The organism is Luedemannella helvata (assembly GCF_039528415.1).
GTDB classification, from domain to species: domain Bacteria; phylum Actinomycetota; class Actinomycetes; order Mycobacteriales; family Micromonosporaceae; genus Luedemannella; species Luedemannella helvata.
In genome coordinates this window covers 167,775-190,355 of the sequence record NZ_BAAALS010000004.1, presented here as the reverse complement: position 1 = coordinate 190,355, position 22,581 = coordinate 167,775, and the positions used below count along the sequence as shown (strand labels likewise).

21 protein-coding genes are annotated in these 22,581 nt (G+C 72.6%); 13 read left to right on the top strand and 8 right to left on the bottom strand.

Annotation, left to right across the window (positions count from 1 at the left end):
• Nucleotides 1–18: 18 nt before the first annotated feature.
• A complete protein-coding gene (locus ABD191_RS05820; protein WP_425560661.1) occupies nt 19–2,334 on the top strand; it encodes a M28 family peptidase in 2,316 nt (771 codons plus the stop codon).
• Here ABD191_RS05820 and ABD191_RS05815 read toward each other — a convergent pair.
• Nucleotides 2,331–2,468: a hypothetical protein gene (locus tag ABD191_RS05815; protein ID WP_344077640.1), complete on the bottom strand. Its 138-nt coding sequence runs from the start codon at nt 2,466–2,468 to the stop codon at nt 2,331–2,333. The genes ABD191_RS05820 and ABD191_RS05815 overlap by 4 nt on opposite strands.
• Before the next feature lie 237 nt (nt 2,469–2,705).
• Here ABD191_RS05815 and ABD191_RS05810 point away from each other — a divergent pair, with 237 nt between their 5' ends.
• Nucleotides 2,706–3,860 (top strand): lytic polysaccharide monooxygenase, encoded by a 1,155-nt coding sequence (locus tag ABD191_RS05810; RefSeq protein WP_344077638.1) that lies wholly within the window; start codon nt 2,706–2,708, stop codon nt 3,858–3,860.
• 103 nt (nt 3,861–3,963) lie between these two features.
• Here ABD191_RS05810 and ABD191_RS05805 read toward each other — a convergent pair whose 3' ends face one another.
• Nucleotides 3,964–4,398 carry a MarR family winged helix-turn-helix transcriptional regulator gene (locus ABD191_RS05805; RefSeq protein ID WP_344077636.1) on the bottom strand — a complete coding sequence of 145 codons (435 nt, stop codon included), beginning with the start codon at nt 4,396–4,398 and terminating at the stop codon, nt 3,964–3,966.
• 102 nt (nt 4,399–4,500) lie between these two features.
• Here ABD191_RS05805 and ABD191_RS05800 point away from each other — a divergent pair, with 102 nt between their 5' ends.
• The 3 genes from ABD191_RS05800 (at nt 4,501) to ABD191_RS05790 (ending at nt 8,315) form a co-directional block, all read left to right on the top strand.
• Nucleotides 4,501–5,649 carry a PP2C family protein-serine/threonine phosphatase gene (locus ABD191_RS05800; RefSeq protein ID WP_344077633.1) on the top strand — a complete coding sequence of 383 codons (1,149 nt, stop codon included), beginning with the start codon at nt 4,501–4,503 and terminating at the stop codon, nt 5,647–5,649.
• Between the two features lie 43 nt (nt 5,650–5,692).
• Complete coding sequence (locus tag ABD191_RS05795) at nt 5,693–6,034, top strand: STAS domain-containing protein (RefSeq protein WP_344077631.1); 342 nt, start codon at nt 5,693–5,695, stop codon at nt 6,032–6,034.
• A 121-nt stretch (nt 6,035–6,155) separates the two neighbouring features.
• Nucleotides 6,156–8,315, top strand: coding sequence for a DUF4153 domain-containing protein (locus tag ABD191_RS05790; protein WP_344077629.1), 2,160 nt, complete (start codon nt 6,156–6,158; stop codon nt 8,313–8,315).
• Between the two features lie 7 nt (nt 8,316–8,322).
• On the opposite strand, the gene ABD191_RS05785 is transcribed toward ABD191_RS05790, so the two are convergent.
• The 4 genes from ABD191_RS05785 to ABD191_RS05770 form a co-directional block, all read right to left on the bottom strand.
• A complete protein-coding gene (locus ABD191_RS05785; RefSeq protein WP_344077626.1) occupies nt 8,323–9,150 on the bottom strand; it encodes an SAM-dependent methyltransferase in 828 nt (275 codons plus the stop codon).
• A 90-nt stretch (nt 9,151–9,240) separates the two neighbouring features.
• Nucleotides 9,241–10,329 (bottom strand): cellulose binding domain-containing protein, encoded by a 1,089-nt coding sequence (locus ABD191_RS05780; RefSeq protein WP_344077624.1) that lies wholly within the window; start codon nt 10,327–10,329, stop codon nt 9,241–9,243.
• Between the two features lie 235 nt (nt 10,330–10,564).
• Nucleotides 10,565–11,239: a response regulator gene (locus ABD191_RS05775; protein WP_344077622.1), complete on the bottom strand. Its 675-nt coding sequence runs from the start codon at nt 11,237–11,239 to the stop codon at nt 10,565–10,567.
• The gene (locus ABD191_RS05770) at nt 11,236–12,402 is read right to left on the bottom strand and encodes a sensor histidine kinase (protein WP_344077620.1); all 1,167 of its coding nucleotides are present in this window, start codon (nt 12,400–12,402) and stop codon (nt 11,236–11,238) included. The genes ABD191_RS05775 and ABD191_RS05770 overlap by 4 nt, the downstream gene beginning before the upstream one ends.
• A 161-nt stretch (nt 12,403–12,563) precedes the next feature.
• Between ABD191_RS05770 and ABD191_RS05765 the strand changes: the two genes are divergently transcribed.
• Genes ABD191_RS05765 through ABD191_RS05735 form a run of 7 tightly spaced genes read left to right on the top strand, consistent with a single transcriptional unit; the run spans nt 12,564 to nt 21,288 of the window.
• On the top strand, nt 12,564–13,850 hold the full coding sequence (locus ABD191_RS05765; RefSeq protein ID WP_344077618.1) for a hypothetical protein: 1,287 nt from the start codon (nt 12,564–12,566) through the stop codon (nt 13,848–13,850).
• A 43-nt stretch (nt 13,851–13,893) separates the two neighbouring features.
• Nucleotides 13,894–14,859, top strand: coding sequence for an aliphatic sulfonate ABC transporter substrate-binding protein (locus ABD191_RS05760; RefSeq protein WP_344077617.1), 966 nt, complete (start codon nt 13,894–13,896; stop codon nt 14,857–14,859).
• Complete coding sequence (locus ABD191_RS05755) at nt 14,856–15,743, top strand: ABC transporter permease (protein WP_344077615.1); 888 nt, start codon at nt 14,856–14,858, stop codon at nt 15,741–15,743. The genes ABD191_RS05760 and ABD191_RS05755 overlap by 4 nt, the downstream gene beginning before the upstream one ends.
• Nucleotides 15,716–16,441 (top strand): ABC transporter ATP-binding protein, encoded by a 726-nt coding sequence (locus tag ABD191_RS05750; RefSeq protein ID WP_344077613.1) that lies wholly within the window; start codon nt 15,716–15,718, stop codon nt 16,439–16,441. The genes ABD191_RS05755 and ABD191_RS05750 overlap by 28 nt, the downstream gene beginning before the upstream one ends.
• Nucleotides 16,442–16,453: 12 nt before the next feature.
• On the top strand, nt 16,454–17,605 hold the full coding sequence (locus tag ABD191_RS05745; protein WP_344077611.1) for an LLM class flavin-dependent oxidoreductase: 1,152 nt from the start codon (nt 16,454–16,456) through the stop codon (nt 17,603–17,605).
• A 43-nt stretch (nt 17,606–17,648) separates the two neighbouring features.
• Nucleotides 17,649–18,929 carry a non-homologous end-joining DNA ligase gene (gene ligD / locus ABD191_RS05740; protein WP_344077608.1) on the top strand — a complete coding sequence of 427 codons (1,281 nt, stop codon included), beginning with the start codon at nt 17,649–17,651 and terminating at the stop codon, nt 18,927–18,929.
• Nucleotides 18,919–21,288: a glycoside hydrolase family 65 protein gene (locus tag ABD191_RS05735; protein ID WP_344077605.1), complete on the top strand. Its 2,370-nt coding sequence runs from the start codon at nt 18,919–18,921 to the stop codon at nt 21,286–21,288. Before ligD ends, ABD191_RS05735 begins: the two co-directional genes overlap by 11 nt.
• Here the strand turns inward: ABD191_RS05735 and ABD191_RS05730 are convergent.
• Together ABD191_RS05730 and ABD191_RS05725 are read right to left on the bottom strand one after the other, a co-directional pair.
• On the bottom strand, nt 21,285–21,704 hold the full coding sequence (locus ABD191_RS05730) for an ester cyclase (RefSeq protein WP_344077603.1): 420 nt from the start codon (nt 21,702–21,704) through the stop codon (nt 21,285–21,287). The genes ABD191_RS05735 and ABD191_RS05730 overlap by 4 nt on opposite strands.
• Before the next feature lie 4 nt (nt 21,705–21,708).
• Nucleotides 21,709–22,020 carry a hypothetical protein gene (locus tag ABD191_RS05725; protein WP_344077601.1) on the bottom strand — a complete coding sequence of 104 codons (312 nt, stop codon included), beginning with the start codon at nt 22,018–22,020 and terminating at the stop codon, nt 21,709–21,711.
• Nucleotides 22,021–22,175: 155 nt separating this feature from the next.
• Here ABD191_RS05725 and ABD191_RS05720 point away from each other — a divergent pair, with 155 nt between their 5' ends.
• Entirely contained in the window at nt 22,176–22,559 is a 384-nt protein-coding gene (locus ABD191_RS05720; RefSeq protein WP_344077599.1) for a hypothetical protein, read from the top strand.
• Nucleotides 22,560–22,581 lie beyond the last annotated feature (22 nt).

Sequence of the window (22,581 nt, the reverse complement as noted above, 5' to 3'; positions counted from 1 at the left end):
CGGGCCGGCCGGGGCAGGATGTGCCACGTGGACCGCACCCCTGTCGCCCGCACCGTCGCGGGCCTCGTCACCCTCGCCGCCCTCATCGCGCTCGTCGCGCTCAGCCTCTGGACGGTCGCGCCGCCACCGCCCGCCGGCACGGCCGCGCCGGCCGACGCGTTCAGCGCCGCCCGGGCGTTCGCCCACGTGCAGCGGATGAGCCAGCGGGTCCACGTCGCCGGCAGCCCGGCCGCCGACGAGGTGCGCCGGTACGCCGAGGCCACCATGCGCGGGTACGGGCTGCGGGTGTCCGTGCAGGACACGGTCGGCGCGAGCGACGAGCTCGGCCACGGGTACGCGATGGCCCGGGTACGCAACGTGGTCGCCGTGCTGCCCGGCACCGATCCGACCGGCACGGTGTTCGCGGTCGCGCACTACGACTCGGTGCAGGTGTCCCATGGCGCCAACGACGACGGTGCCGGGGTGTCCACGCTCCTGGAGGCCGCGCGGGCGCTGACCACCGGACCGGCGCCGCGCAACGACATCGTCTTCGTGCTCACCGACGCCGAAGAGGCCTGCCTGTGCGGCGCCGAGGCGTTCGTGAGCCAGCATCCGCTGGCCGCCAGGGGTGGCGTGGCGCTCAACTTCGAGGCGCGCGGGTCCGGCGGCCCGGCGATCATGTTCGAGACCGGCGCGGGCAACGCCGGCGTGGTCGGCGTGTACGGCGCCAGCGTGCCGTACCCGGTCGCGACGAGCTTCGCGGTCGAGGTGTACCGGATCCTGCCGAACGACACCGACTTCACGCCGTTCCGCGAGGCCGGCCGCTTCACCGGCCTGAACACCGCCTACATCGACGGGTCGGCCGTCTACCACTCGCCCGAGGACCGGCCGGAGTACATGAGCCGGGCCAGCCTGCAGCACCATGGCGACAACGGGCTCGCGCTCCTGCGCGCCTTCGGCGGCGCCGACCTCGCGCCGCTGGCGCGCCCGTCCGCGTACGACTCGACCTACTTCCCCGTGCTCGGGCAGCTCGTGCGCTACCCGGGCACGCTCGTGTGGCCGGTCGCGGTCCTCGCGCTGCTCGCGGTGGCCGGGCTGACCGCGCTGGCCCGCCGGCGCGGGGTGGCGACCGTGGGACGCACGCTGGCCGGGCTGGGGCTGGCCGTGCTGCCGCTGGTCGCGGCGGCGGTCCTGGCCCAGGCGCTGTGGGCGCTTCTCGTGGCGGTCCGGCCGGGGTACCGGGAGATGCTCGACCCGTGGCGCCCCGGGTGGTACCGCCTGGCCGTGGTCGCGCTGGTCGCGGCGGCGATCCTCACCTGGTACGGGCTGCTGCGCCGGCGGATCGGGGCGTGGCCGCTCGCGATCGGCGGCCTGGGCCTGCTGGCCGTGCTCGGCCTGGTCCTCGCGGCGGCGACACCCGGCGGGTCGTACCTGGCGGCCGTGCCGGCGCTGGCCGGGGCCATCGCCGGGGCGGTGTCGCTGAGCGTGCGCCCGGCCTGGGCGGTCGAGCTGGCGCGCGGGCTCGGCGCCGGCGTCGCCGTGGTCGTGCTCGCCCCGACCGTCCTGCTGTTCTTCCCCGCGCTGGGGCTGGCCACGGGCGCGGCGGCGGCCCTGTTCGCCGCCCTGCTGGGGCTGGCGTTGCTGCCGGCGCTGGAGGCGCTCTACCCGGCCGCGGCCGGGCCACGGCGACGCCTGTGGGGCGCCGCACCGGCGTTCGCCAGCGGCGTACTGGCCGTGGTTTTCGTGGTGACCGGGCTGGCGGTGGACCGCTTCGACCCGGCCCACCCCGCCCCCGAGCAGCTCATGTACGCGCTGGACACGGACACGGGGCAGGCCCGCTGGGTGAGCGGCGACTCGGAGCCGGGCGCCTGGACCGGGTCGTACGTGAGCGGGCGCGAGGACCTGGCGGCGCAGTTCCCGCCGCTGGGCGGGGACCGGCTGCTGACCGGACCTGCCCCGGCGGCCGCCCTGCCGGCCCCGGCGGTCACGACCGTGTCGGACATGACGACGGCCGGCCGGCGGACCCTCACGCTGACGATCACGCCCCAACGGGCGGTGCGCCTGGTCTACCTGGGGGTGGAGGACGCCACCGTGGTGTCGGCGAGCGTGGCGGGACGCGACGTCGCGGCGGGCGCGCTCGGCACGGACTTCGGGGTGCTGTTCCATGCCCCGCCCGCGGAGGGCCTGCGGGTCACGCTCGTCCTCGACGCGCCCGGGCCGGTGCGCCTGCGGGTCATGGACGGCAGCGACGGGCTGGACGGGCTGCCCGGCTTCACCCCTCGGCCGCCCGACGTGGGCGTGGCCGGGTCGCACGACAGCGAGCTCGTGCTGGTCGCGAAGGCCTACACGCTTTAGGACTTGTCGCCGCTGCCCTGGCCGCAGATCAGCCAGCACAGCACGATGAGCAGGATCACCAGCACGACGATGACCAGCACCTTGTGCCGGGCGAGAAAGCTTTCCTGGCGCGGCGGTCGCTCGGGAGTCGTCATTGGAGAGATTTTACCGATAACGCACGATTTGATGGTGGCGTTAGCTGGAAGATTCATCGCTCGCGAGCCGGTCGCCTGGGCGGACGCCCCGCGCTTTAGTTGCTCTATTGACGTAAATGAATCCTGCGTGTGACTCTGCGCGCAGAGCCGTGGAGGAGCCACGCGGCTGGCACATGGGCAGGGAGGTCCCTGCCTCGCCATGTCCACCGCACACCTCGACCTTCCCCAGGAGGCTCGATGTCCCTCACCCCCCGTCCCTCACGACTGGCGCGACGCGTCCTGGCCGTCGCCGCGGCCGCGCTGCTGCTGGTCACGTTCTCCCCCGCGAGTCCGGCGTCGGCCCACGGTTCGATCGTGGACCCGGCGTCGCGCAACTACGGCTGTTGGGCCCGCTGGGGCGCCGACTTCCAGAACCCGAACATGGCCACCCTCGACCCGATGTGCTACCAGGCCTGGCAGTACAACACGACGGCCATGTGGAACTGGAACGGCCTCTACCGCGAGGGCGTCGCGGGCAACCACCAGGGCGCCATCCCGGACGGCCAGCTGTGCAGCGCCGGGCACACCGGCGACGGTCGGTACAACTCGATGGACGCCGTCGGCGACTGGAAGGCCGCCCCGGTGTCCAACAGCTTCTCCGTGAAACTGTGGGACCAGGCGATGCACGGCGCGGACTACATCCGCGTCTACGTCACCAGACAGGGCTTCAATCCACTGACACAGGCCCTGGGCTGGGGCAACCTCGAGTTGCTCAGCACGATCGGCAACACGCCGGCCGCCCAGTGGACCCCGGAGTCCGCCGGCGGCGTGTCCATCCGCGTCCCGGTGAACGCGTCCGGCCGCACCGGGCGGCACATCGTCTACACGATCTGGCAGGCCAGCCACTCCGACCAGTCGTACTACTTCTGCAGCGACGTGCAGTTCGGTGGCACCACGCCGACCAGCGCGGCGCCGACGACACGCGCTCCGGTCACCAGCGCGGCACCGACCACGCGGGCTCCGGTCACCACCGCGGCGCCGACCACCCGCGCGCCGGTCACCACCGCGACTCCCACCACCCGCGCGCCCGTCACCACGCCGGGCGGCTCGGCGGGCTGCACCGCCGGGTACACGGTCGCCTCGCAGTGGGGCGGCGGGTTCGTCGGCAGCGTCACCGTCACCGCCGGCAGCGCCGCCATCAGCGGCTGGCGGGTGACGTGGACGTACGCCAACGGGCAGACGGTCACGAACGCCTGGAGCGCGAACATCACGTCGAGCGGATCGAGTGTCACCGCGACGAACGTGGCCTACAACGGCCAACTGGCGGCTGGCGGCAGTACCCAGTTCGGGTTCAACGCCACCTGGAACGGCACCAACGCCGCACCGACCCTGACCTGCACGGCCACCGCCTAGATCACACGCACCGTGACGCCCGCGCCGGCTGCCGGCCGGCGCGGGCGTCGGCGTCGGCGGCCCGAGCCATATAGTTGCGCCGACGCAACTTTCTCCGAGCCAGTCAGGCGGGCAGCTTCATGATCTCCCGACGGGCGGCCGCGCGGCTGAACTCCCGCAGCCCGCGCAGCAGGGCGCCGCGCGCGGCCGGGGCCATGCCCACGAGCACCGCCTCGATGCGCAGCCGGCGCTCGTCGCGCAACTGCTGGAGCAGATCACGCCCGGCGGACGTCAGCCGCAGCGTCACCTCCCGCCGGTCCAGCGGGCTGGGGTCACGATCGAGCATGCCGGCGGCCACCAACCGGTCGCACAGCCGGCTCGCCGATGAGAGGATGACGCCGAGGCCACTCGCGAGCGCCCGCATGTTCAGGCCCTCGTCCTGGGACACCACGATCAGCGCCTGCAGCTGGGAGGCGGACAGATGGGTCTGCGCCTGCTCCCGGGCCGCCTCGAAGATCGCCATGAGCGCCCGCGCCTCGCCGTCCACGGCGTGTGCCATGTCCGTCACGGTCCCGTCTGCTGTGCTGGTGGACGCCATGCTCAACGACGGTACCCGCACCGCGGTCACCGGGACCATGGGTACATAGGACGAGGATGAGCCATGCTTGACATCGAGCGGCTGCAGGCCGCGTTGGCCTCCGCACCGGCCGCCGGGCTGGTGGAGGCGCTGGCCGGCGAGCTGGTCGCCCAGGGCGCCGCGACCGGGGTGCGGCTGCTGCTGGTGGACTACCGGCTGACCACCCTGCTGCCGCTGGACGGGCCGGGGACCGACCGGCCCGCCGCCACCGACCGGCAGTCGGACGGCGCGGCGTGGCGGTGCTTCGACGGGCAGGCGGCCGTCAGCGACCGCGACACCGTGTGGGTACCGGTGACGGCCAGGGGCGAGCGCTTCGGGGTGCTGAGCCTGACGCCGACCGCCGGGTGGGACGAACGGCTGCTCGACCTCGGCCGCCTGCTCGCCCACGAACTCGCCGCGGCCCGGCCGACCACGGACCGGTATGTCATCGGCTCCCGCTCCCGGCGGCTCACCCTCGCCGCCGAGATGCAGTGGGAGATGCTGCCCGGCCGGGCGTGTTCGGGACCGCAGTTCGCGCTCGCCGGTCAGCTGGAGCCGGCGTACGCGGTGAAGGGCGACACGTTCGACTGGGCCGCCGGCACGGACCGGCTCACCCTGTCGGTGCTGGACGGCATGGGCGAGGGCGTCGACGCGGCCAGCCTGTCGCTGCTGGCCACGAGCGCGCTGCGCAACGCCCGGCGCGCCGGCCTGGGCATCGCCGACCAGGCCATGATGGCCGACAGCGCCCTGTACGCCCAGTACGGCGGGGCACGCCACGTCTCGCTGCTGCTGGCGGAGATCGACCTGCGTACCGGCCAGCTTTCCATGGTGGACACCGGTTCGCCCCTGTTGCTCCTGTCGCGCGGCGACGACCTGATCATCCTGGAGCCCGACCGGCTCGAACCGATCGGCATGTTCGACGGCAGCCGCTACGCGGCCCAGGCGTACCAGCTGCATCCCGGTGACCGGCTGGTGATCGTCAGCGACGGTGTGCACCTCGCCGAGCTGGCCGGACGCCGCTACGGCGACGCCGACCTGCGCCGGCTCGTGCGGCGCTCGCGCCCGATGGCCCCGCTCGACGTCGTCCGGACGCTGGTCGGCGACCTGCGGGTGTTCGTCTCCGGCGAGCTGGACGACGACGCGGCCGCGGTATGCCTCGACTGGTTCGGCACGGCTGGCCCCGACGTGCAATAGTTGCCCTCGAACAAGCATTATTGGGAGGCGCGAGGGGGCGGACGTGACGAGCGACGAAACCCGCACGCGCCTGCCGTCCTTCACCATCACGGTCACCGGCCCACCCCACCACGCCCTCGTCGCCCTCACCGGCGAGGTCGACATGCTGACCGTCCCCGAGCTGGGCATGACGCTGCACAAGCTCCTCGCCGACGAGCGGCTGCACCGCCTCGACCTCGACCTGTCCGAGCTGACCTTCCTCGACGCCAGCGGGATCTCCACGATCGTCGGCGCACACCAGGCGGCTGTCCGGACCGGTTGTCGCCTGCGGCTGCTGCGCCCCCGGCCACACATCCGGCACGTACTGCACCTCACGGGCGTCACCGGGCTCTGCGAGGTCACCTGACCTCGTGGGCAACGTTCGGCCCGCTGTGCCGCGTCAGGCCGTGAACCGCGTTGGGTGGGGCGGCGAACGACCGTCACAACCCGCTATATTGCCGGCTCCACCATCACGATGGGAGCCCGCTGTGTCCGAGGATCCGCGACCCGCCGGCGAGCCGTCCTCAGAGGACGAACCAGCACCCCCGGCACGCAGGACACCCGCGAAGAAGGCGTCCGCCCGGAAGGCCCCCGCCAGCAAGGCCAGCTCGTCCGCGCCGGACGGCGACCCGGCTGAGGAAGCGCAAGCCACGCCCGCGAAGAAGCGCAGCCCCGCGAAGAAGGCCGTCCCCACCAAGGCCACACCGGCAAAGGCCACACCCGCCACGTCGGCGACGGCCGCCGCGAAGGCCGCGAAGACGGCCGCGAAGAAAGCGTCGCCGGCCGACCCCTCGACCGACACACCCACCGCGGACACGCCGGTCGCGGACCTGGCTGTCGCCGGCACGGCAACCACGGATCCGGTTATCGGGGACACGACGCCCACTGACCCGGCTGTCGCCGGCACGGGAGCCACGAACAGGGCCTTCGCGGACGCGGCGGCACGCGATGAGACCACCGGGGCGCCCAGCGGCGCCACGCCCGCGGTAGCGCCATCGTCCCCGACCCCGACCCCGGACCCGGCGACACTGCCTGCCGGCACGGCGCCCACGCCACTGCCGCCCGGCGTCTTCTACGGTCCGCTGGGGCCGCAGCCCCACCCCAGGCCGGTGACGTTCTTCGACCGGCGGTGGCCGGCGCCCGGGGTGACCGCTGGGCGGACCGTACCGCTGGCCGTGCTCGCCGGTGCGCTCGCGTTCGCCGTGTTCGTCCCGCTCAACCGGGTGGGCATCGGATGGCTCCTCGGCGGTCTGGGCGCGGCGGTCGCGGCCGGCACGGTGGCCCGTCTCAGCGACGCTCAGCTCTCGACGACCGACCGGGTCTTCCGGGCGGTGTGGGGCGCGTCGGCGCTGGCGCTGCTCGGCGTCCTGGCGTTCCGCAACGCGTGGTGGCTGGTGACGTTCAGCGTGCTGGGCGCCCTGGGCTGCGCGGCGCTCGCGGTGGTTGGCGGCCGCTCCATTCGCGCCGTGTTGTTCGGCCCGCTCGCCGTCGCGGTGGCCACCCTGCGCGGCCTGCCATGGCTGGGCGCGCACCTGAACGCGGACAAGCCCGATGCCCCGGCTACCGTCGATCCGTCCAGCGATGACGGTTCCGTCGAGCGGCCCCGGTTGGCGGGGCGCCTCGTCTGGTCGATCGCGATGACGGTCGTGCTGCTGCTCATCTTCGGCGGCCTGTTCGCCTCCGCGGACGCCGCCTTCGCGGACGTGCTGACCAGCATCATTCCCGACATCGACGCCGGCACGGTGTGGAGGTGGGTCTTCCTGTTCCTGGCGGGTGCGGCCGCGACCCTGGCGGCCGTGTACCTGGTGAGCCGGCCCGTCAACCTGGCCGGCATGCACACGGCGGCGAAGCCGCGCCTGGGCCGCGTCGAGTGGGTCCTGCCGATCAGCGCGATGGTGGTGCTCTTCCTCGGCTTCGTGATCGTGCAGATCACCGTACTGTTCGGCGGCCGCGAGCACGTGCTGGGCGACAACGGACCGACCTACGCGCAGTACGCGCGCAGCGGCTTCTGGCAGCTCATGTGGGCGACCGTGCTGACGCTGCTCGTCATCGCGGCGGTCATCCGGTGGGCGGCGGCCGACAAGCCGGCCGACCGGCTCGCGCTGCGGGTCCTGCTCGGCGCGCTGTCGGTGCTGAGCCTCGTGGTCGTCGCGTCGGCCCTGTCGCGGATGTACACCTACCAGCAGGCGTACAGCTTCACCGGGGAGCGCGTCTTCGTGATGGGCTTCGAGCTGCTGCTCGGCGCCGTCTTCCTGATGATCATCGTGGCCGGCGTCCTGTGGAACGGCTCCTGGATCCCGCGGGCCGGCGTGGGCGCCATGGTCGCGCTGCTGCTCGGCCTCGCGATCATGAATCCCGAGGGGTACGTCGCGAAGCGCAACGTGGAGCGGTTCGCCGAGACGGGGAAGATCGACCTGTACTACCTGGCCGCCCTCTCCTCGGACGCGACCGCACAGCTTGCCAAGCTGCCCCATGAGCAGCGCCGGTGCGCCCTGTCAAAGATCGACAACAAGCTACGCGAGCCCGACCCCTGGTACGCCTGGAACCTGGGCCGGCAGCAGGCCCGACAGGTGCTGCGTGACCTGGGTAAAGGCGCCTCGGGCAACTGCCGAGACGCCTACCGCTGGGACTACGCCGTCCGCGACTGAAAGACGGTCAGTTCTTGCGGGAGAGCCCGCCCACGAACGTGTAGTACGTGTCTGACTGGGCGACCGGCTCCTCACCCGGATCCGGTCGCCACTCGGCCAGCGGGACGAGCCCGGGCTCGAGCAGCTCGGTGTCGCCGAAGTAGGCCAGGATCTCCTCCTGCTTGCGCCACCGGCCGGTACCCATGGTCTCGTTGAAGATCTTCTCGACCTGGAGCGCCTTCGCGGAGGCCTCGGGGTGCGCGGGGCCGGGGTCGCGGAAGTGCGAGATCGCGAGGTGGCTGCCGGCGACGAGCGGCGCGCGCAGCGCGGCCGCGACACCGAGCGGGTCCTCGTCGTCGCGCAGGTGGTGCAGGATCGCGAAGAGCAGGATGCCCACCGGCTGCGAGAAGTCGATGCGGGAGACCACCTCGGGGTGGTTGAGGATGCTCGCGGGATCCTTCGCGTCGGCTTGGATGACCGTGGCCGTGGTGGCGTTGTCGAGCAGGGCGCGCCCGTGCGCGAGCACCATCGGGTCGTTGTCGACGTAGATCACCCGCGCGTCCGGCGCGTACTTGTTCGCGACCTCGTGCACGTTGCCCTGGGTGGGCAGGCCGGAGCCGATGTCGATGAACTGCCGCACGCCGGCCTCGACCACGAGATAGCGCACCACCCGTCGCAGGAACGCGCGGTTGGCCCGCCCGGCCGCCGGTCCGTCCGGAGTGATCTTCAGGGCCATCTTGGCGACCTCGCGGTCGATGGCGAAGTTGTCCTTGCCACCCAGGAACCAGTCGTACACGCGGGCGACACTGGGCCGGGTCGCGTCGACGCCCGGCGGTACCGGCTGCTCATTCGTCACAGACCGTAGCCTAGTTGAACGGGCGACGCTCCGTCCACACTGGCCGGTGGATGGCACGGGGGACGCACCATCCACCGGCGCGGGTGTCGGTCAGCCGTTGGCGCAGACCGTGCCGTTGACCTTGAACTGCGTGGGCGTCACCGGCGTGCCCGTACCCAGGAAACCGATCGTCACCGAGCCGCCCGGCGGGATCAACCGGTTCCAACTCAACGCCGCCAGACTCAGACTCGTACCCGACTGCGTCACCGTCGCGTTCCAAACCTGACTGATACCACCGGAAAGACTGAACTCCAACGTCCACGGATCGATCGGCACACTGCCCGTATTACGAATCCGGATATCCGCCTGATACCCACCAGGCCACGCGTTGACCACCGTGAACTGCACCGCACACGCAACACCCGGCGGCGCACTCGACGGCGGACCCGACGAACACGGCACCATCGGCGCACACGACGACGGCGTACCGATCGATGTCGTCGGCGACGACGGCGACGTGTTACCCGCCGCATCCTTCGCCGTTACCCAGAAACTGTGCTGAATCCCCGACGTACCGATATTGAACTGACGACTCGTCGCCGGAGCCGCCACCGTCACCAACTCGATGACATCCGTCCACATGTGATGCACCTGATACGACACCACACCCACATTGTCCGTCGACGCCGCCCAACTCACCGTCGCCACACCATCAACCACCGACACCACCGGCTTACCCGGAGCCGACGGCGCCTGCGTATCCGGCCCCGTCGTGACCACGCCGGTGGTCGGTGGGCCGCTGGTGCACAACATGGGCGGCGGGCACGACGGCCGGGTGCCGAAGGTGGCGACCTCCGACCCGGCGGACCGGTTGCCGGCCCTGTCGACGGCCATCACCCAGATCTGCTCGTACGAGTACCACGTGGCGGTGGACCAACCGGCCTGCCGGACGGAGAAGGTGTAGATGACATCGCCGATGATCCGGCGCACGACGTACGACGCCACGCCCACGTTGTCGGTGGACGGCGCCCACCTCACCGTGAGCAGTCCGGCGCAGATGGCGATCTCGGGCTTGCCGGGCACGGTCGGCGGCTGCGTGTCCGTGGCGCCGCTGACCGGCGGCTGCGGGGCCACGTAGGTCTCGACCGGGTACGGCGTGCAGGCCGCCGTGCTGCTCGGCGCGACCGGCGCGGCGGTCACGGCGGCCTCGGCGGCGCCGGCCGTGCCGGCGCCCAGGAACAGGGTGCCCGTCAGGACCGCCGCCAGGGCGGCGGCCAGCGCGACGAGCGAGTACCGGCGGCGCCGCAGGGCGGCGGGCGGGCGGTCGGCGGACGGTGTAGGGGGACGGATCATCGGCTCCTCCGGATGGGGACGGCATCGTCGGTATCGATGGATGCCGTTCATTGTTCGGCAGAAGCGTTGATGAACGCCAATGTCAATTTCCGGACGGCGGCCCGCCCGCGCGCACGAGTCCCGATTCGTACGCGTAAACAACGGCCTGCACCCGATCGCGCAGGTTGAGCTTCATCAGTATCCGCGCCACGTGCGTCTTCACGGTGGCGTCGCCCAGGACGAGCGTCGCGGCGATCTCGGCGTTCGACAGCCCGCGCGCCAGCAGACGCAGCACCTCGGTCTCACGCGGGGTCAGCGAGGCCAGTTCGTCGTTGGCGGGCGGGCCCGGGCTGCCGGCGAACGCCGCGATGACCCGGGTGGTGACCGCCGGGTCGAGCAGGGCCTCGCCGGCCGCCACGACCCGGATCCCGGTGATGAGGTGCTCCGGCGAGGAGACCTTGAGCAGGAAGCCGCTCGCCCCCGCCCGCAGGGCGTTGTAGAGGTTCTCGTCCGTGTCGAACGTCGTGAGCATGATGACGCGCGGCGCGCCCGGGGTGGCGAGCAGCTCCCGGGTGGCCGACAGGCCGTCCTTGCGCGGCATCGCGATGTCCATGAGCACCACGTCCGGCCGGGTGCGGCGGGCGAGCGCGACCGCCTCGACGCCGTCGCTGGCCTCCCCCACCACCCGCATGTCCGGCTCGGTCTCCACGACCATCCGCAGGCCGGCCCGCACCATGCGCTGGTCGTCGGCGATCACCACGGAGATCCGGTCGCTCATACGGTCACTCCCGTCGGGCGCACGGCCGCCGGCAGCCGGGCGTGCACGGCGAAGCCACCCTCCGGACGGGGGCCGGCCGACAGCGCGCCGCCGAAGAGCGCGACCCGCTCGCGCATGCCGATGAGGCCGTGCCCGCCGTGGCCGGCGGCCGGGATGGGCCGGCGTCCGGCCGCCGGCGCGTTGCTGACGATCAGGTGCAGCCCGTCGGTCCGGTAGGCCACCTCGACGTCGACCCGCGTCGGCCCGGCGTGCTTGAGCACGTTGGTCAGGGCCTCCTGCACGATGCGGTAGGCCGACATGTCCACGGCCGGCAACAGGTCGACCGCCTCCCCCTCGCGGCGGACGGTCACCGCGAGGCCGGCCTCGCGCACCTGGGCGACCAGCTCATCGAGCCGGTCGAGTCCCACCGGGGCGACCGTACCCTCGGCGGCGTCGCCGCGCAGCAGCCCGAGGGTGCGCCGCAGTTCCGTGACCGCCTCCCGGCCGGCGACCTCCACGCTCTCCAGCAGCTCCCGCTCCACCTCCTGGGTGGCGTCGAGGCGGCGACGCACCGCGCCCGCGTGGATCACCATGACGGTCACGCTGTGCGCCACCATGTCGTGCAGCTCGCGGGCGATGCGGACCCGTTCCTCCATGACGGCCTCGCGGACGCGCTGCTCGCGTACGGCGGCCCGGGCGGCGGCGGCCTCGGCCAGCCGGCGCGACTGCACCGCCACGGCCACCCCCAGCCCGTACGGGGCGAAGGTGAAGAAGAAGGCGCCCATCGGGTCGGTGCGGTCGGCGTCCCAGTAGGTCAACGCGATGAGCAGGACGAGCCCGACCCCGATGCCCCCGCGCAGCCGGGCGCGTCCGTTGTCCCCCACCGGCGGCAGGTGCGCGCCCGCCGTGTACGCGGCGATCATCATGGCGACCAGCTGCCACAGCCGGTAGGAGACCTCCCCGTCGGCGTAGACGAACTCGTGCGCGGCCCAGGCGCTGGCGAGCAGCGCCAGCAGGGGGACCACCCGGCGCACGGCCACCAGCAGGGCGAAGACCGCCAGCAGGTAGGGCCACCAGCCGCCCGGCATCCGCACCAGATACTCCTCGATCAGCGCGAAGCTGACAAAGGCCGCCGCCAGGGCGAGATCGAGGGGGCGCACGCGCCGCAGGGTCGTCCGGAGCACCAAGCCACAGTACGGGCAGGTCACGGGCCGGTCGTCCGCCCACCGGGGGAGGCGCCCTCCCCCTGCGTGCGGACCCACGTTCGCCCGCGACGCGGACGACCGGCGGCCGCCGGGTTCGTAGCGTCCCGAGGCGAACCGATCCGACCTTCAAGGAGGACCTCATGCGGCGATACGCAGCCGCGGCCTGCCTCGTCCTGGCGCCGGTCGCCCTGGCGATCTCCACCGGCGTCGACCCGGCGCTCGGCACCGACCAGCTGTACGGCGTCTACCGCGCCCACCCCGACGCGATCCAGTGGCACTCCATCCTGCTGCACTGGGCGTGGGTACTGTTCGTGCCCGGCCTGCTCGGCCTGCTCAGCCCGATCCGCCGCCGGGGCGGCGCGCTCGCCCGCGTCGCCTGGTACTCGGCGATCTTCGGCCTGGTGACGTTCTCGGCCCTGATGTCGTTCGACTTCGTCCTGCTCGCGTTGGAGCAGAACGTCTCCAACGAGGAGGCCGCCCGCGTGGAGGAGACGTTCTCGGCCATGCCGTGGGCGACCTGGGGCTGGCAGGTGCCCGGCCTCGCCGGCTGGCTCCTCGCGCTGGTCCTCACCCCGATCGCAGCCGCCCGCGGTCGGGTCATCTCGTGGTGGGTCGCCGCCGCGGCGCTGGCCGGTACGGCCCTGTACCTGCTCTTCGCCATCTCGCCGGTGCCGCTGTGCCTGACCGGCCCGGTCGTGCTCATCGGGGCGTACGGGGCGGCCGCGTGGCAACTGCTGCGCGCCCGCCCGGACGCCACCGAGCCGGACCGCTTCGGCGCCTTCCGCCACCGGGTCGGCGTCATCTGCCTGTACGCCGCGCCGCTCGCCTTCGCGGTCGGCATGGCCACCGTCCCCGGCTGGTCGGCCGACCCGGCCGCGTCGCTGGAGCACCCGGGGCTCACTCAGGCCAGCGGGTTCTTCCTGCATCTGGCGTGGGTGCTGTTCATCCCGGCGGTGCTCACGGTGGCCCGCGCGGGCGGCCGGTTCAGCCAGATCGTCGGCGGCATCACGGCCGTCGGCCTGATGAACTTCAGCGGCCTGATGGTCGGCGACTACACCGACCTGGCCGCCCGTCAGGTCCTCGGCGACGCGACCGCCGAGAAGGTGAACGAGACCCTCGGCGGCTACCCGCTGTTCTCGCTGGCGTGGGCGGTGCCCGGCATGGTGCTGAGCATCGTCGGCCTGATCGTCCTGGCGGTCGCGGCCACGGTCGACAAGCTCGTGCGCTGGTGGGTGCCGGTCGTCGTGTTCGTGGGCTTCGCGCTCTTCTTCACGCTCGGCGTCGGACCGCTCGGGGTCCTCGGGCCGCTGGTCCTGCTCGTCGGCTTCGGCCTGCTCGCCCGCCGCCTGCCCGTACCCGGTCGGCCCACAGTGGACGGGCCGGCGGCAGCGACGGCCACCGATGCAGATAGTCTAGTAATCCGATAGGCAATATGGGTATGATCCCGGTGCCCATCCCGGAGGAGTACCCATGCGTTCGACATACACCCGCAGACTGTTCGCCGCCGTAGCCGGCCTGATCCTGGTCACCGCGACCGGGGCCCTGGCCGGCTGCGGCAGCGACGAGCCGGCATCGGCCGACGGGCCGGCGCCGTTGCGCGTCGGCTACCAGCGCTTCGGCGGTCTGAGCCTGGTCAAGGCCCGCAATGCCGCGCCGGGCGTGACCTGGTCGCTGTTCGAGAGCGGGCCGGCGCTGACCGAGGCGCTCAAGGCCGGTGCGATCGACATCGGACAGACCGGCGAGGCCCCGCCGATCTTCGCCGCCGCCGGCGGTACCGATTTCAAGATCGTCGGCACCTCGGAGCCCATCCCCCAGGGCGAGGCCGTCCTTGTCCACGAAAGCGACGGGTACCAGAGCTTCGCCGACCTCAAGGGCAAGAAGGTGGCCCTCAACAAGGGCTCCAACGTCAACTGGCTGCTGCTCAAGCTGCTGGAGAAGCACCACCTGACGTACACCGACGTCCAGGTCACCTACCTCAAGCCGGCCGAGGCCCGCCCGGCGTTCGACAACAAGCAGGTCGACGCCTGGATCATCTGGGACCCGTACTTCGCGTTGGCCGAGCAGCCCGGCGTGAAGGTGCTCGCCGACGCGACCGGCCTGGCCAGCAACCGCGAGTACCTGCTCGTCGCGCCGGGCGCGCTGGAGAGCAAGGGCGAGCAGCTCACGTCGTTCCTCACCGCGTACCGGCAGACGACCGACTGGGGCATCGCCAACCCGGCCGAGCGGGCGAAGATCCTCGCGCCGGAACTGAAGATCGACGAGCCCACCACGACCCGGGCCCTGGCCCGCAGCGCCAAGGCGCTCGCGCCGGTCAGCCCCGCGATCGGCGACGAACTCCAGGCGATCGCGGACGCCTTCACCGGCCTGGAACTCATCCCCGGCACGGTCGACATCAAGGGTCGCGTCGACGAGCGGTTCTCGGACCTGTTCCGATGACGACGTCGACGTCCACCGAGCGGCCCGGCGCGGCGGCGGTCACCGCGACCGCCGCCGTGCCGGGCCACCCCGGCGCGCCGGGCGGCGCCCGTTCCGGCGCCGCCGCCGCCCGACGGTTGCGCGGCACCGGCGGGCGGTGGCGCCGCGCCGTCACCCCGCTGGCGATCCTCGCCGGGTGGGAGGCCGCGAGCCGGGCCGGCGTCCTCCCGCCGACCAAGCTCACGGCCCCCAGCCAGGTCCTGGAGACCGGGTGGCGGCTGGCCGCCGACGGCAGTCTCGGCCAGCACGTCCTCGAGTCGCTGACCCGGGCCGGCATCGGCCTGGGCATCGGCGCGGCCCTGGGCCTCGCCCTGGGTGCGCTGGCCGGGCTGAGCAGGCTCGGCGACGACCTGATCGACCCGCCCCTGCAGATGGCCCGGATGCTGCCGCACCTCGCGCTCGTACCGCTGCTCATCATCTGGATCGGCATCGGCGAGTCCGTGAAGGTCACGCTGGTGGCGCTGGGTGCCTTCTTCCCGATCTACCTGAACACCTATGCCGGCATCCGCGACATCGACCAGCGGCTGGTGGAGGCCGCCCGCTCATGCGGGCTGTCGGCGCTGGACCGGCTGCGCCACGTCGTACTGCCCGGCTCGCTACCGTCGATCTTCATTGGCCTGCGGCTGGCCTTCGGCGCCGGCTGGCTGAGCCTCGTCGTCGGCGAGCAGGTCAACGCCGAGCGTGGCATCGGCTTCATGATCATGGAAGCGCGCGACTTCAGCCAGACCGACATCGTCGTGCTGGGCCTGGTCATCTACGCCCTGCTCGGCCTCGCTTCCGACCTCATCCTGCGGTCCGTGGAACGGAGGGCGCTGGCATGGCGACGCGGCTTGACAGCGACCTGATCACCGGCCGGGGCATCCGGCGCGCCTTCGGCGACACGGTCGTGCTGGCCGGCGTGGACATCGCCATCCGGCCCGGCGAGGTCGTCGCGCTGCTGGGCGGCAGCGGCTCGGGCAAGAGCACGCTGCTGCGCGTCCTCGCCGGCCTCGACGACGACGCCGCGGGCGAGGTCACCGGGCGGGGCCGCACGGCCGTGGTGTTCCAGGAGCACCGCCTCCTGCCGTGGAAGCGCGTCGCGGCCAACGTCGCGCTGGGCGTACCCGGAACTGATGTGTCGGCGCGGGTCGCGCGGGCGCTGGCCGAGGTGGGGCTGGCCGAGCGTGGCGCGGCCTGGCCGGCCGAGCTGTCCGGCGGGCAGGCGCAGCGCGTCGCCGTGGCGCGGGCGCTCGTCCGCGAGCCGGACCTGCTGCTGCTCGACGAGCCCTTCGGGGCGCTGGACGCGCTCACCCGGCTGAAGATGCAGGCCCTGTTCAACCGGCTGCGCGCCGAGCACCGCTTCGCCGCCCTGCTGGTCACGCACGACGTCGACGAGGCGCTGCTGCTGGCCGACCGGGTGCTCATCCTCGAGGACGGCCTGATCGCGCAGGAGTCGCCCGTCGCGCTGCCCCATCCCCGCGCACCCGACGACCCGGGCTTCGGCGGCCTGCGCCGCGCCCTGCTGGCCCGCCTCGGCGTGCCGGCCAGCCCCGACCAACACTGAAAGGCGCCGGCGATGTCGCTGACCTTCCACTGGTTCCTGCCCACCAACGGCGACAGCCGCCACGTCGTCGGCGGCGGCCACGGCGTGCCGACCGGCGCGGCCGGCGGCGCCCGGCCGGCATCGCTGGCCTACCTCGGCCAGATCGCGCGCAGCGCCGAACAGCTCGGCTTCGTCGGCGCGCTCACCCCGACGGGCGCGTGGTGCGAGGACGCCTGGCTGACCACGGCGATGCTCACCGAGGTGACCGAGCGGCTGAAGTTCCTGGTCGCGTTCCGGCCGGGGCTGCTGTCCCTCACGCTGGCCGCGCAGATGGCCGCGACGTTCCAGCGGCACTCGCGGGGGCGGCTGCTGCTCAACGTCGTCACCGGCGGCGAGTCGCACGAGCAGCGGGCCTACGGCGACTTCCTCGGCAAGGACGACCGCTACGCCCGCGCGGACGAGTTCCTCCAGGTCGTCCGCGCGCTGTGGCGGGGGGAGACCGTCGACCTGCTGGGCAGGCACGTGTCCGTGGAGCGGGCGAGCCTGGTCCGGGTGCCCGACCCGGTGCCGCCGATCTACTTCGGTGGGTCGTCGGGGGCGGCCGGACCGGTCGCCGCCCGGCACTCGGACGTGTACCTGACGTGGGGCGAGCCGCCGGAGGCCGTGGCCAAGAAGATCAGCTGGATCGCCGGGCTGGCCGAGATCCACGACCGGACACTGCGGTACGGCATCCGGCTGCACGTCATCACCCGCGACACGGCCGAGGAGGCCTGGGCGCAGGCGCGCCGGCTGCTCGACGGCATCAGCGAGGCAGACATCGCCGCCGTGCAGGCGGGCCTTGCCCGCAGCGAGTCCGAGGGCCAGCGCCGGATGGTCGAGCTGCACGGCGGCCGCCGCGACGACCTGGAGATCGCGCCGAACCTGTGGGCCGGCGTCGGGCTGGTGCGCGGCGGCGCGGGCACGGCACTCGTGGGCAGCCACACCGAGGTCGCCGACCGGATCGCCGAGTACCACGCCCTCGGCCTGACCGAGTTCATCCTCTCCGGGTACCCGCACCTGGAGGAGGCGTACTGGTTCGGTGAGGGGGTGCTGCCGATCCTGCGCGCGCGGGGCCTGTGGCGCCACCCGGTCGCGGACGAGGAGGTCGCGGCACCGTCCAGCGTGCCCTTTGCCGGGGTTCGCTGAGTCGTTGACAGACGTCGCCGCTGATCCGACGTAGGGTGCGGCCATGGCCAAGGACGCGCCGCTCGTGCTGGAGCTCGACGGGTTCGACGTCACCGTGACCCACCCCGGCAAGGTCCTCTTTCCGGACCTGGGCCTGACCAAGCGCGACCTCGTCGAGTACTTCCTCGCGGTCGCGCCGGGCGTGCTGGCCGGCGTGGACGGCCGGCCCATGGCGCTGCGCCGGTTCGTCAAGGGCACCAACGACAAGCCGTTCTACCAGAAGCGGGCCCCGGAGCCCCGGCCGGAGTGGATCGAGACGGTCGACTTCCGGTACCCGTCCGGGGGCGTGGCCAGCGAGATCGTCGTACGGGACGTGGCCGCACTCATCTGGGTGGTCAACCTCAACTGCGTCGACCTGCACCCGCACGCCGTACGCGCGAACGACCTGGCCCACCCCGACGAGCTGCGCATCGACCTCGACCCGGTGCCCGGCGTGCCGTGGGCCATGGTCCGCGACGTGGCCCTGATGGTCCGCGAGGTCCTCGACGACCACGGCCTGGTCGGCTTCCCGAAGACCTCCGGCTCGCGCGGCATGCACATCTACGTGCGCCTGGCCGGCACCTGGACGTTCACCCAGGTACGTACGGCCGGGTTGGCGCTGGCCCGCGAGGTCGCCCGGCGGGCGCCCGACATCGCCACGGCCGAGTGGTGGAAAGAGGACCGCCACGGGGTCTTCATCGACTACAACCAGAACGCCAAGGACCGCACGACCGCCTCGGCGTACTCCCTGCGCCCCACCCCGGACGCCCGGGTCAGCGCCCCGCTGACCTGGGAGGAGGTGCCGACGTGCGATCCGGGCGACTACACCGTCCACACGGTCCCGGGGCGGTTCGCGGCGATCGGTGACCCGGCCGCGGAGCTCGACGCCTCCCCCGGTCCCCTCGACTCCCTGCTCGCGTTGGCCAAGGCGCAGAAGGCGGCCGGGATGAAGGAGCCCGCGCCGACCCGTACGAAGGCGCCGTCGCGGACCGGACCGCCCCCGGCCGCGGGCGACGCGATCAGGCCGACCGGGCGACGGCAGTCGAGGATGCCACTGGTCGAGATCGCGCGCGCGGCCGACGTCGACACCGCGATGGCCGGGCTGGACCGCTGGAAGGCCCGCCACCCGGAGGTCGTGAAGCTGCTGCGGCCCGCGGACGTGCTCGTGGACTCGATGCGCGGGCGCAGCAGCACCTGGACCCGCATCCGGGTCAACCTGCAGCACGTGCCCGAGCCGTTGCGGCCGGCGCAGGAGCCCCTCGAATCGGACTACGACCCGTGGGAGGGCGTGCGACGTGATCAGTGACCTGGAGTTCCCGGTGGAGCCGTGGCACGTGCGGGAGACCACGCTCAACCTCGACCTGCTCGCCCAGTCGGAGTCGGTCTTCGCGCTGGCCAACGGTCATGTCGGGCTGCGCGGCAACCTCGACGAGGGCGAGCCGCACGGGCTGCCCGGCACGTACCTCAACTCCTTCTACGAGCTACGGCCGCTGCCGCACGCGGAGGCCGGGTACGGGTTCCCCGAGTCCGGACAGACGATCGTCAACGTCACCAACGGCAAGCCCATCCGGCTGCTCGTCGACGACGAGCCGCTCGACGTGCGCTACGGCGAGCTGCTGTCCCACGAGCGGGTGCTGGACCTGCGCGCCGGCACCCTGGAACGCACGATGGAGTGGTCCTCGCCCGCCGGGCGGACCGTGCGCGTGCGCAGCACCCGGCTCGTGTCGTTCACGCAACGGGCGATCGCCGCGATCTGCTACGAGGTGGAGGCCGTCGACAACCAGTCGCTGCGCCTGATCGTCCAGTCGGAGCTGGTCGCCAACGAGCAACTGCCGCCCACCCGCAAGGACCCCCGGGTCGCCGCCGTCCTGGACGCGCCGCTGGCCGCCGAGGAGCACCTCACCCAGAACGGGCGCGGGGTGCTCATCCACCGGACGAAGGCCAGCGGGCTGCGCCTGGCCGCGGCCATGGAACACAAGGTCAGCGGCGCGGAGAAGATCGAGACCGAGACGGAGAGCCTGCCCGACTGGGCCCGGACCACGATCGCCTGCCAGCTGCGGCCGGGCGAACGCCTGCGGCTCGTGAAAATCATCTCGTACGGGTGGTCGGCGGTGCGGTCGCTGCCGGCCCTGCGCGATCAGGTGCTCGCGGCCGCGACCGCCGCCCGGTACGTGGGCTGGGACGGGCTGCTCGCGGAGCAGCGGACCTACCTGGACACGTTCTGGGACGCGGCCGACGTGGTCGTCGAGGGCGACGCCGAGGTGCAGCAGGCCGTGCGCTTCGGGCTGTTCCACGTGCTGCAGGCCGGCGCCCGGGCCGAGCGGCGGCCGATCTCCGCGAAGGGTCTCACCGGCCCCGGCTACGACGGGCACGCGTTCTGGGACAGCGAGATGTTCGTCCTGCCCATGCTCACGTACACGCAGCCGGACACGGTCGCGCACGCGCTGCGGTGGCGCCACGACACGCTGGACCTCGCCCGCGAGCGCGCCGGCCAGCTGCGCCTGGCCGGGGCCGCGTTCCCGTGGCGCACGATCCACGGCGAGGAGTGCTCCGGGTACTGGCCGGCCGGCACGGCGGCGTTCCACATCAGCGCCGGCATCGCCGAGGCCACCGTCCGGTACGTGAACGCGACCGAGGATCACGACTTCGCCCGCGCGGCCGGGGTCGAGCTGCTCGTCGAGACGGCCCGGCTGTGGCGCTCGCTCGGCCACCACGACCTGCACGGCCGCTTCCACATCGACGGCGTCACCGGCCCGGACGAGTACACGGCCGTGGTCCGCGACAACGTCTACACGAACCTGATGGCGCAGCGGAACCTGATCGAGGCCGCCGAGGCGGCGGTGCGGTACCCGGACGTGGCCCGCGAGCTGGGTGTCGACGATGAGGAGACCGCCTCGTGGCGGGACGCCGCCGCGGCCATGACGGTCCCGTACGACCACGAGCTCGACGTGCACCAGCAGTCGGAGGGGTTCACCCGGCTGCAGGAGTGGGACTTCGCCGACACCCCGCCGGAGCAGTACCCGCTGCTGCTGTCGCACCCGTACTTCGACCTGTACCGCTGCCAGGTCATCAAGCAGCCCGACCTGGTGCTGGCCATGCACTGGCGCGGGCACGCGTTCACGCCCGCGCAGAAGGCGCGCAACTTCGCCTACTACGAGGCGCGTACGGTGCGCGACTCGTCGCTGTCGGCGTGCACGGAGGCGATCCTCGCCGCCGAGGTGGGACACCTGGAACTGGCGCACGACTACATCGGCGAGGCGGCCATGATGGACCTGCGCGACCTCGCGCAGAACACCCGCGACGGGGTGCACATGGCCTCGCTGGCCGGCACGTGGCTGGCGCTGGTGGCCGGGCTGGGCGGCATGCGCGACCACGACGGCGTGCTGTCGTTCGCGCCCCGGCTGCCCAGCCGCCTGGAGCGCCTGGAGTTCTCGCTGCGCTGGCGGGGCCTGCGCCTACGGGTCGACGTGCGCCCGCACGAGACCACGTACGCCCTGCGCGACGGGCACGACGAGGCCAGCCTGTCGCTGCGGCACTACGCGCAGGACGTGGTCGTCACCTGCGCGGAGCCGGTGACCCTGCCCGTGCCGCCGCTCGGCCGGCCCGGGCCCACGCCGCACCAGCCGCCGGGCCGCGCGCCGCTGCGGCGCGAACCGGACCGCTAGACCGTCAGCTGTACGGCGTTCATCTGGGTCAGCACGGCGAGGTCGTCCGAGATCACCCAGATGTCCTTGACCCGGCCGTCGACCATCGTGAGGATGTCCGTGGCCCGCACGGTGATCTCCACACCGGTCGCCGGCACCATACCGAGCGCCGACGGGAAGGGGCCGACGTGCCGGCCGGTGAGCGTGAAGCCGACCACGATGGCACGGCCGGCCTCCACGCAGTGCACGATGCGCGTCCGGCGCCCTTCCAGGGCCTTCTGGAGGGCCCGCGCCCGTCGCACGAGGTCGGCGACGGGCGTGGCCACTCCGTTCACGGTTACCGGGTCGTGATAGAGGGCGCCGAAGTCCGCTTCCGGGTCGGCCCGGCCCTCGATCGGCTCCTCCCAGCACGCCAGCAGGCGCTCCACAAAACTCATGTCCCTATTGTCGGCTATGTTCGGCTTTCTGGCGTGGCACCGCGACCTCCTCGCCCGTCGGGCAGTCCGGCGCCCGGCAGCCGTCCCGCTCGCCGTGCAGCAGGAAGTCCCTGGCACTCAGGCTCACCACGGCGTGCGCCGCCGGCCGGAGCAGGCCACGACGCCACCGCTTGCGGTCCGCGCGGATCGCCGCGCCCAGATCGGCGCCGAGCGGCGCCCAGCCGAACAGATCATGACTGCCGTCGGGCCAGTCGCGCCGCACCGCCACACCGGTGCGCCACAGCTCGACGCCGTGCATCCATCGTGGCACCCGCATGCCACCACCCCCTCCAGGTCCGATGTCATCGAACATACGTTCGATCGCATGCGACCGCCCGACGCTTCCCAGCACATGGACGATGATCAATAATAGCTCGGTTGTTGGGACGGCCGACCCCAATGACCGGATAACGACTGCTACGGTCCAGCGTCATGACCAACCCCGCGACCGGTCTCACGATTCACACGAAGTCGATCCCCCTCGGGTCCTGGGTGACCCCACGCGCCGAGATCAACGGCCACCCCGTTCCGCTGACGTGGGGCGAGAACGTCATCCCGGCCTACCCGGGCGTGCACCACATCCGCATCCACATGCCATGGATCTGGCAGTACGGCAAGGCCGAGATCACGGTCGACAACCGCACGGCGCCCGCCCCGCCGGTCTACTACGCGCCGCCGTTCATCAACTTCATGAACGGCGCGATCGGGCTGCAGCCGGTCAAGAACCCGGGCCTGGTCGCGATGCTCGCCCTCTTCGGCGTCCCGCTCCTGGCCCTGATCCTCTGCTGCGCCCTAGGCGTCCTCCTGGGCAACTAACGCCTGCGGGTTCGGCTGTCGG

Bases quoted from the DNA above. Each gene is read 5' to 3' on its own strand.
- ABD191_RS05810 (WP_344077638.1), top strand. From the start codon at position 2,706: ATGTCCCTCACCCCCCGTCCCTCACGACTGGCGCGACGCGTCCTGGCC.
- ABD191_RS05725 (WP_344077601.1), bottom strand. From the start codon at position 22,020: ATGCGGGTGCCACGATGGATGCACGGCGTCGAGCTGTGGCGCACCGGT.
- ABD191_RS05805 (WP_344077636.1), bottom strand. From the start codon at position 4,398: ATGGCACACGCCGTGGACGGCGAGGCGCGGGCGCTCATGGCGATCTTC.
- ligD (WP_344077608.1), top strand. From the start codon at position 17,649: ATGGCCAAGGACGCGCCGCTCGTGCTGGAGCTCGACGGGTTCGACGTC.
- ABD191_RS05760 (WP_344077617.1), top strand. From the start codon at position 13,894: ATGCGTTCGACATACACCCGCAGACTGTTCGCCGCCGTAGCCGGCCTG.
- ABD191_RS05745 (WP_344077611.1), top strand. From the start codon at position 16,454: ATGTCGCTGACCTTCCACTGGTTCCTGCCCACCAACGGCGACAGCCGC.
- ABD191_RS05775 (WP_344077622.1), bottom strand. From the start codon at position 11,239: ATGAGCGACCGGATCTCCGTGGTGATCGCCGACGACCAGCGCATGGTG.
- ABD191_RS05765 (WP_344077618.1), top strand. From the start codon at position 12,564: ATGCGGCGATACGCAGCCGCGGCCTGCCTCGTCCTGGCGCCGGTCGCC.
- ABD191_RS05800 (WP_344077633.1), top strand. From the start codon at position 4,501: ATGCTTGACATCGAGCGGCTGCAGGCCGCGTTGGCCTCCGCACCGGCC.
- ABD191_RS05730 (WP_344077603.1), bottom strand. From the start codon at position 21,704: ATGAGTTTTGTGGAGCGCCTGCTGGCGTGCTGGGAGGAGCCGATCGAG.
- ABD191_RS05720 (WP_344077599.1), top strand. From the start codon at position 22,176: ATGACCAACCCCGCGACCGGTCTCACGATTCACACGAAGTCGATCCCC.
- ABD191_RS05755 (WP_344077615.1), top strand. From the start codon at position 14,856: ATGACGACGTCGACGTCCACCGAGCGGCCCGGCGCGGCGGCGGTCACC.
- ABD191_RS05750 (WP_344077613.1), top strand. From the start codon at position 15,716: ATGGCGACGCGGCTTGACAGCGACCTGATCACCGGCCGGGGCATCCGG.
- ABD191_RS05820 (WP_425560661.1), top strand. From the start codon at position 19: ATGTGCCACGTGGACCGCACCCCTGTCGCCCGCACCGTCGCGGGCCTC.
- ABD191_RS05815 (WP_344077640.1), bottom strand. From the start codon at position 2,468: ATGACGACTCCCGAGCGACCGCCGCGCCAGGAAAGCTTTCTCGCCCGG.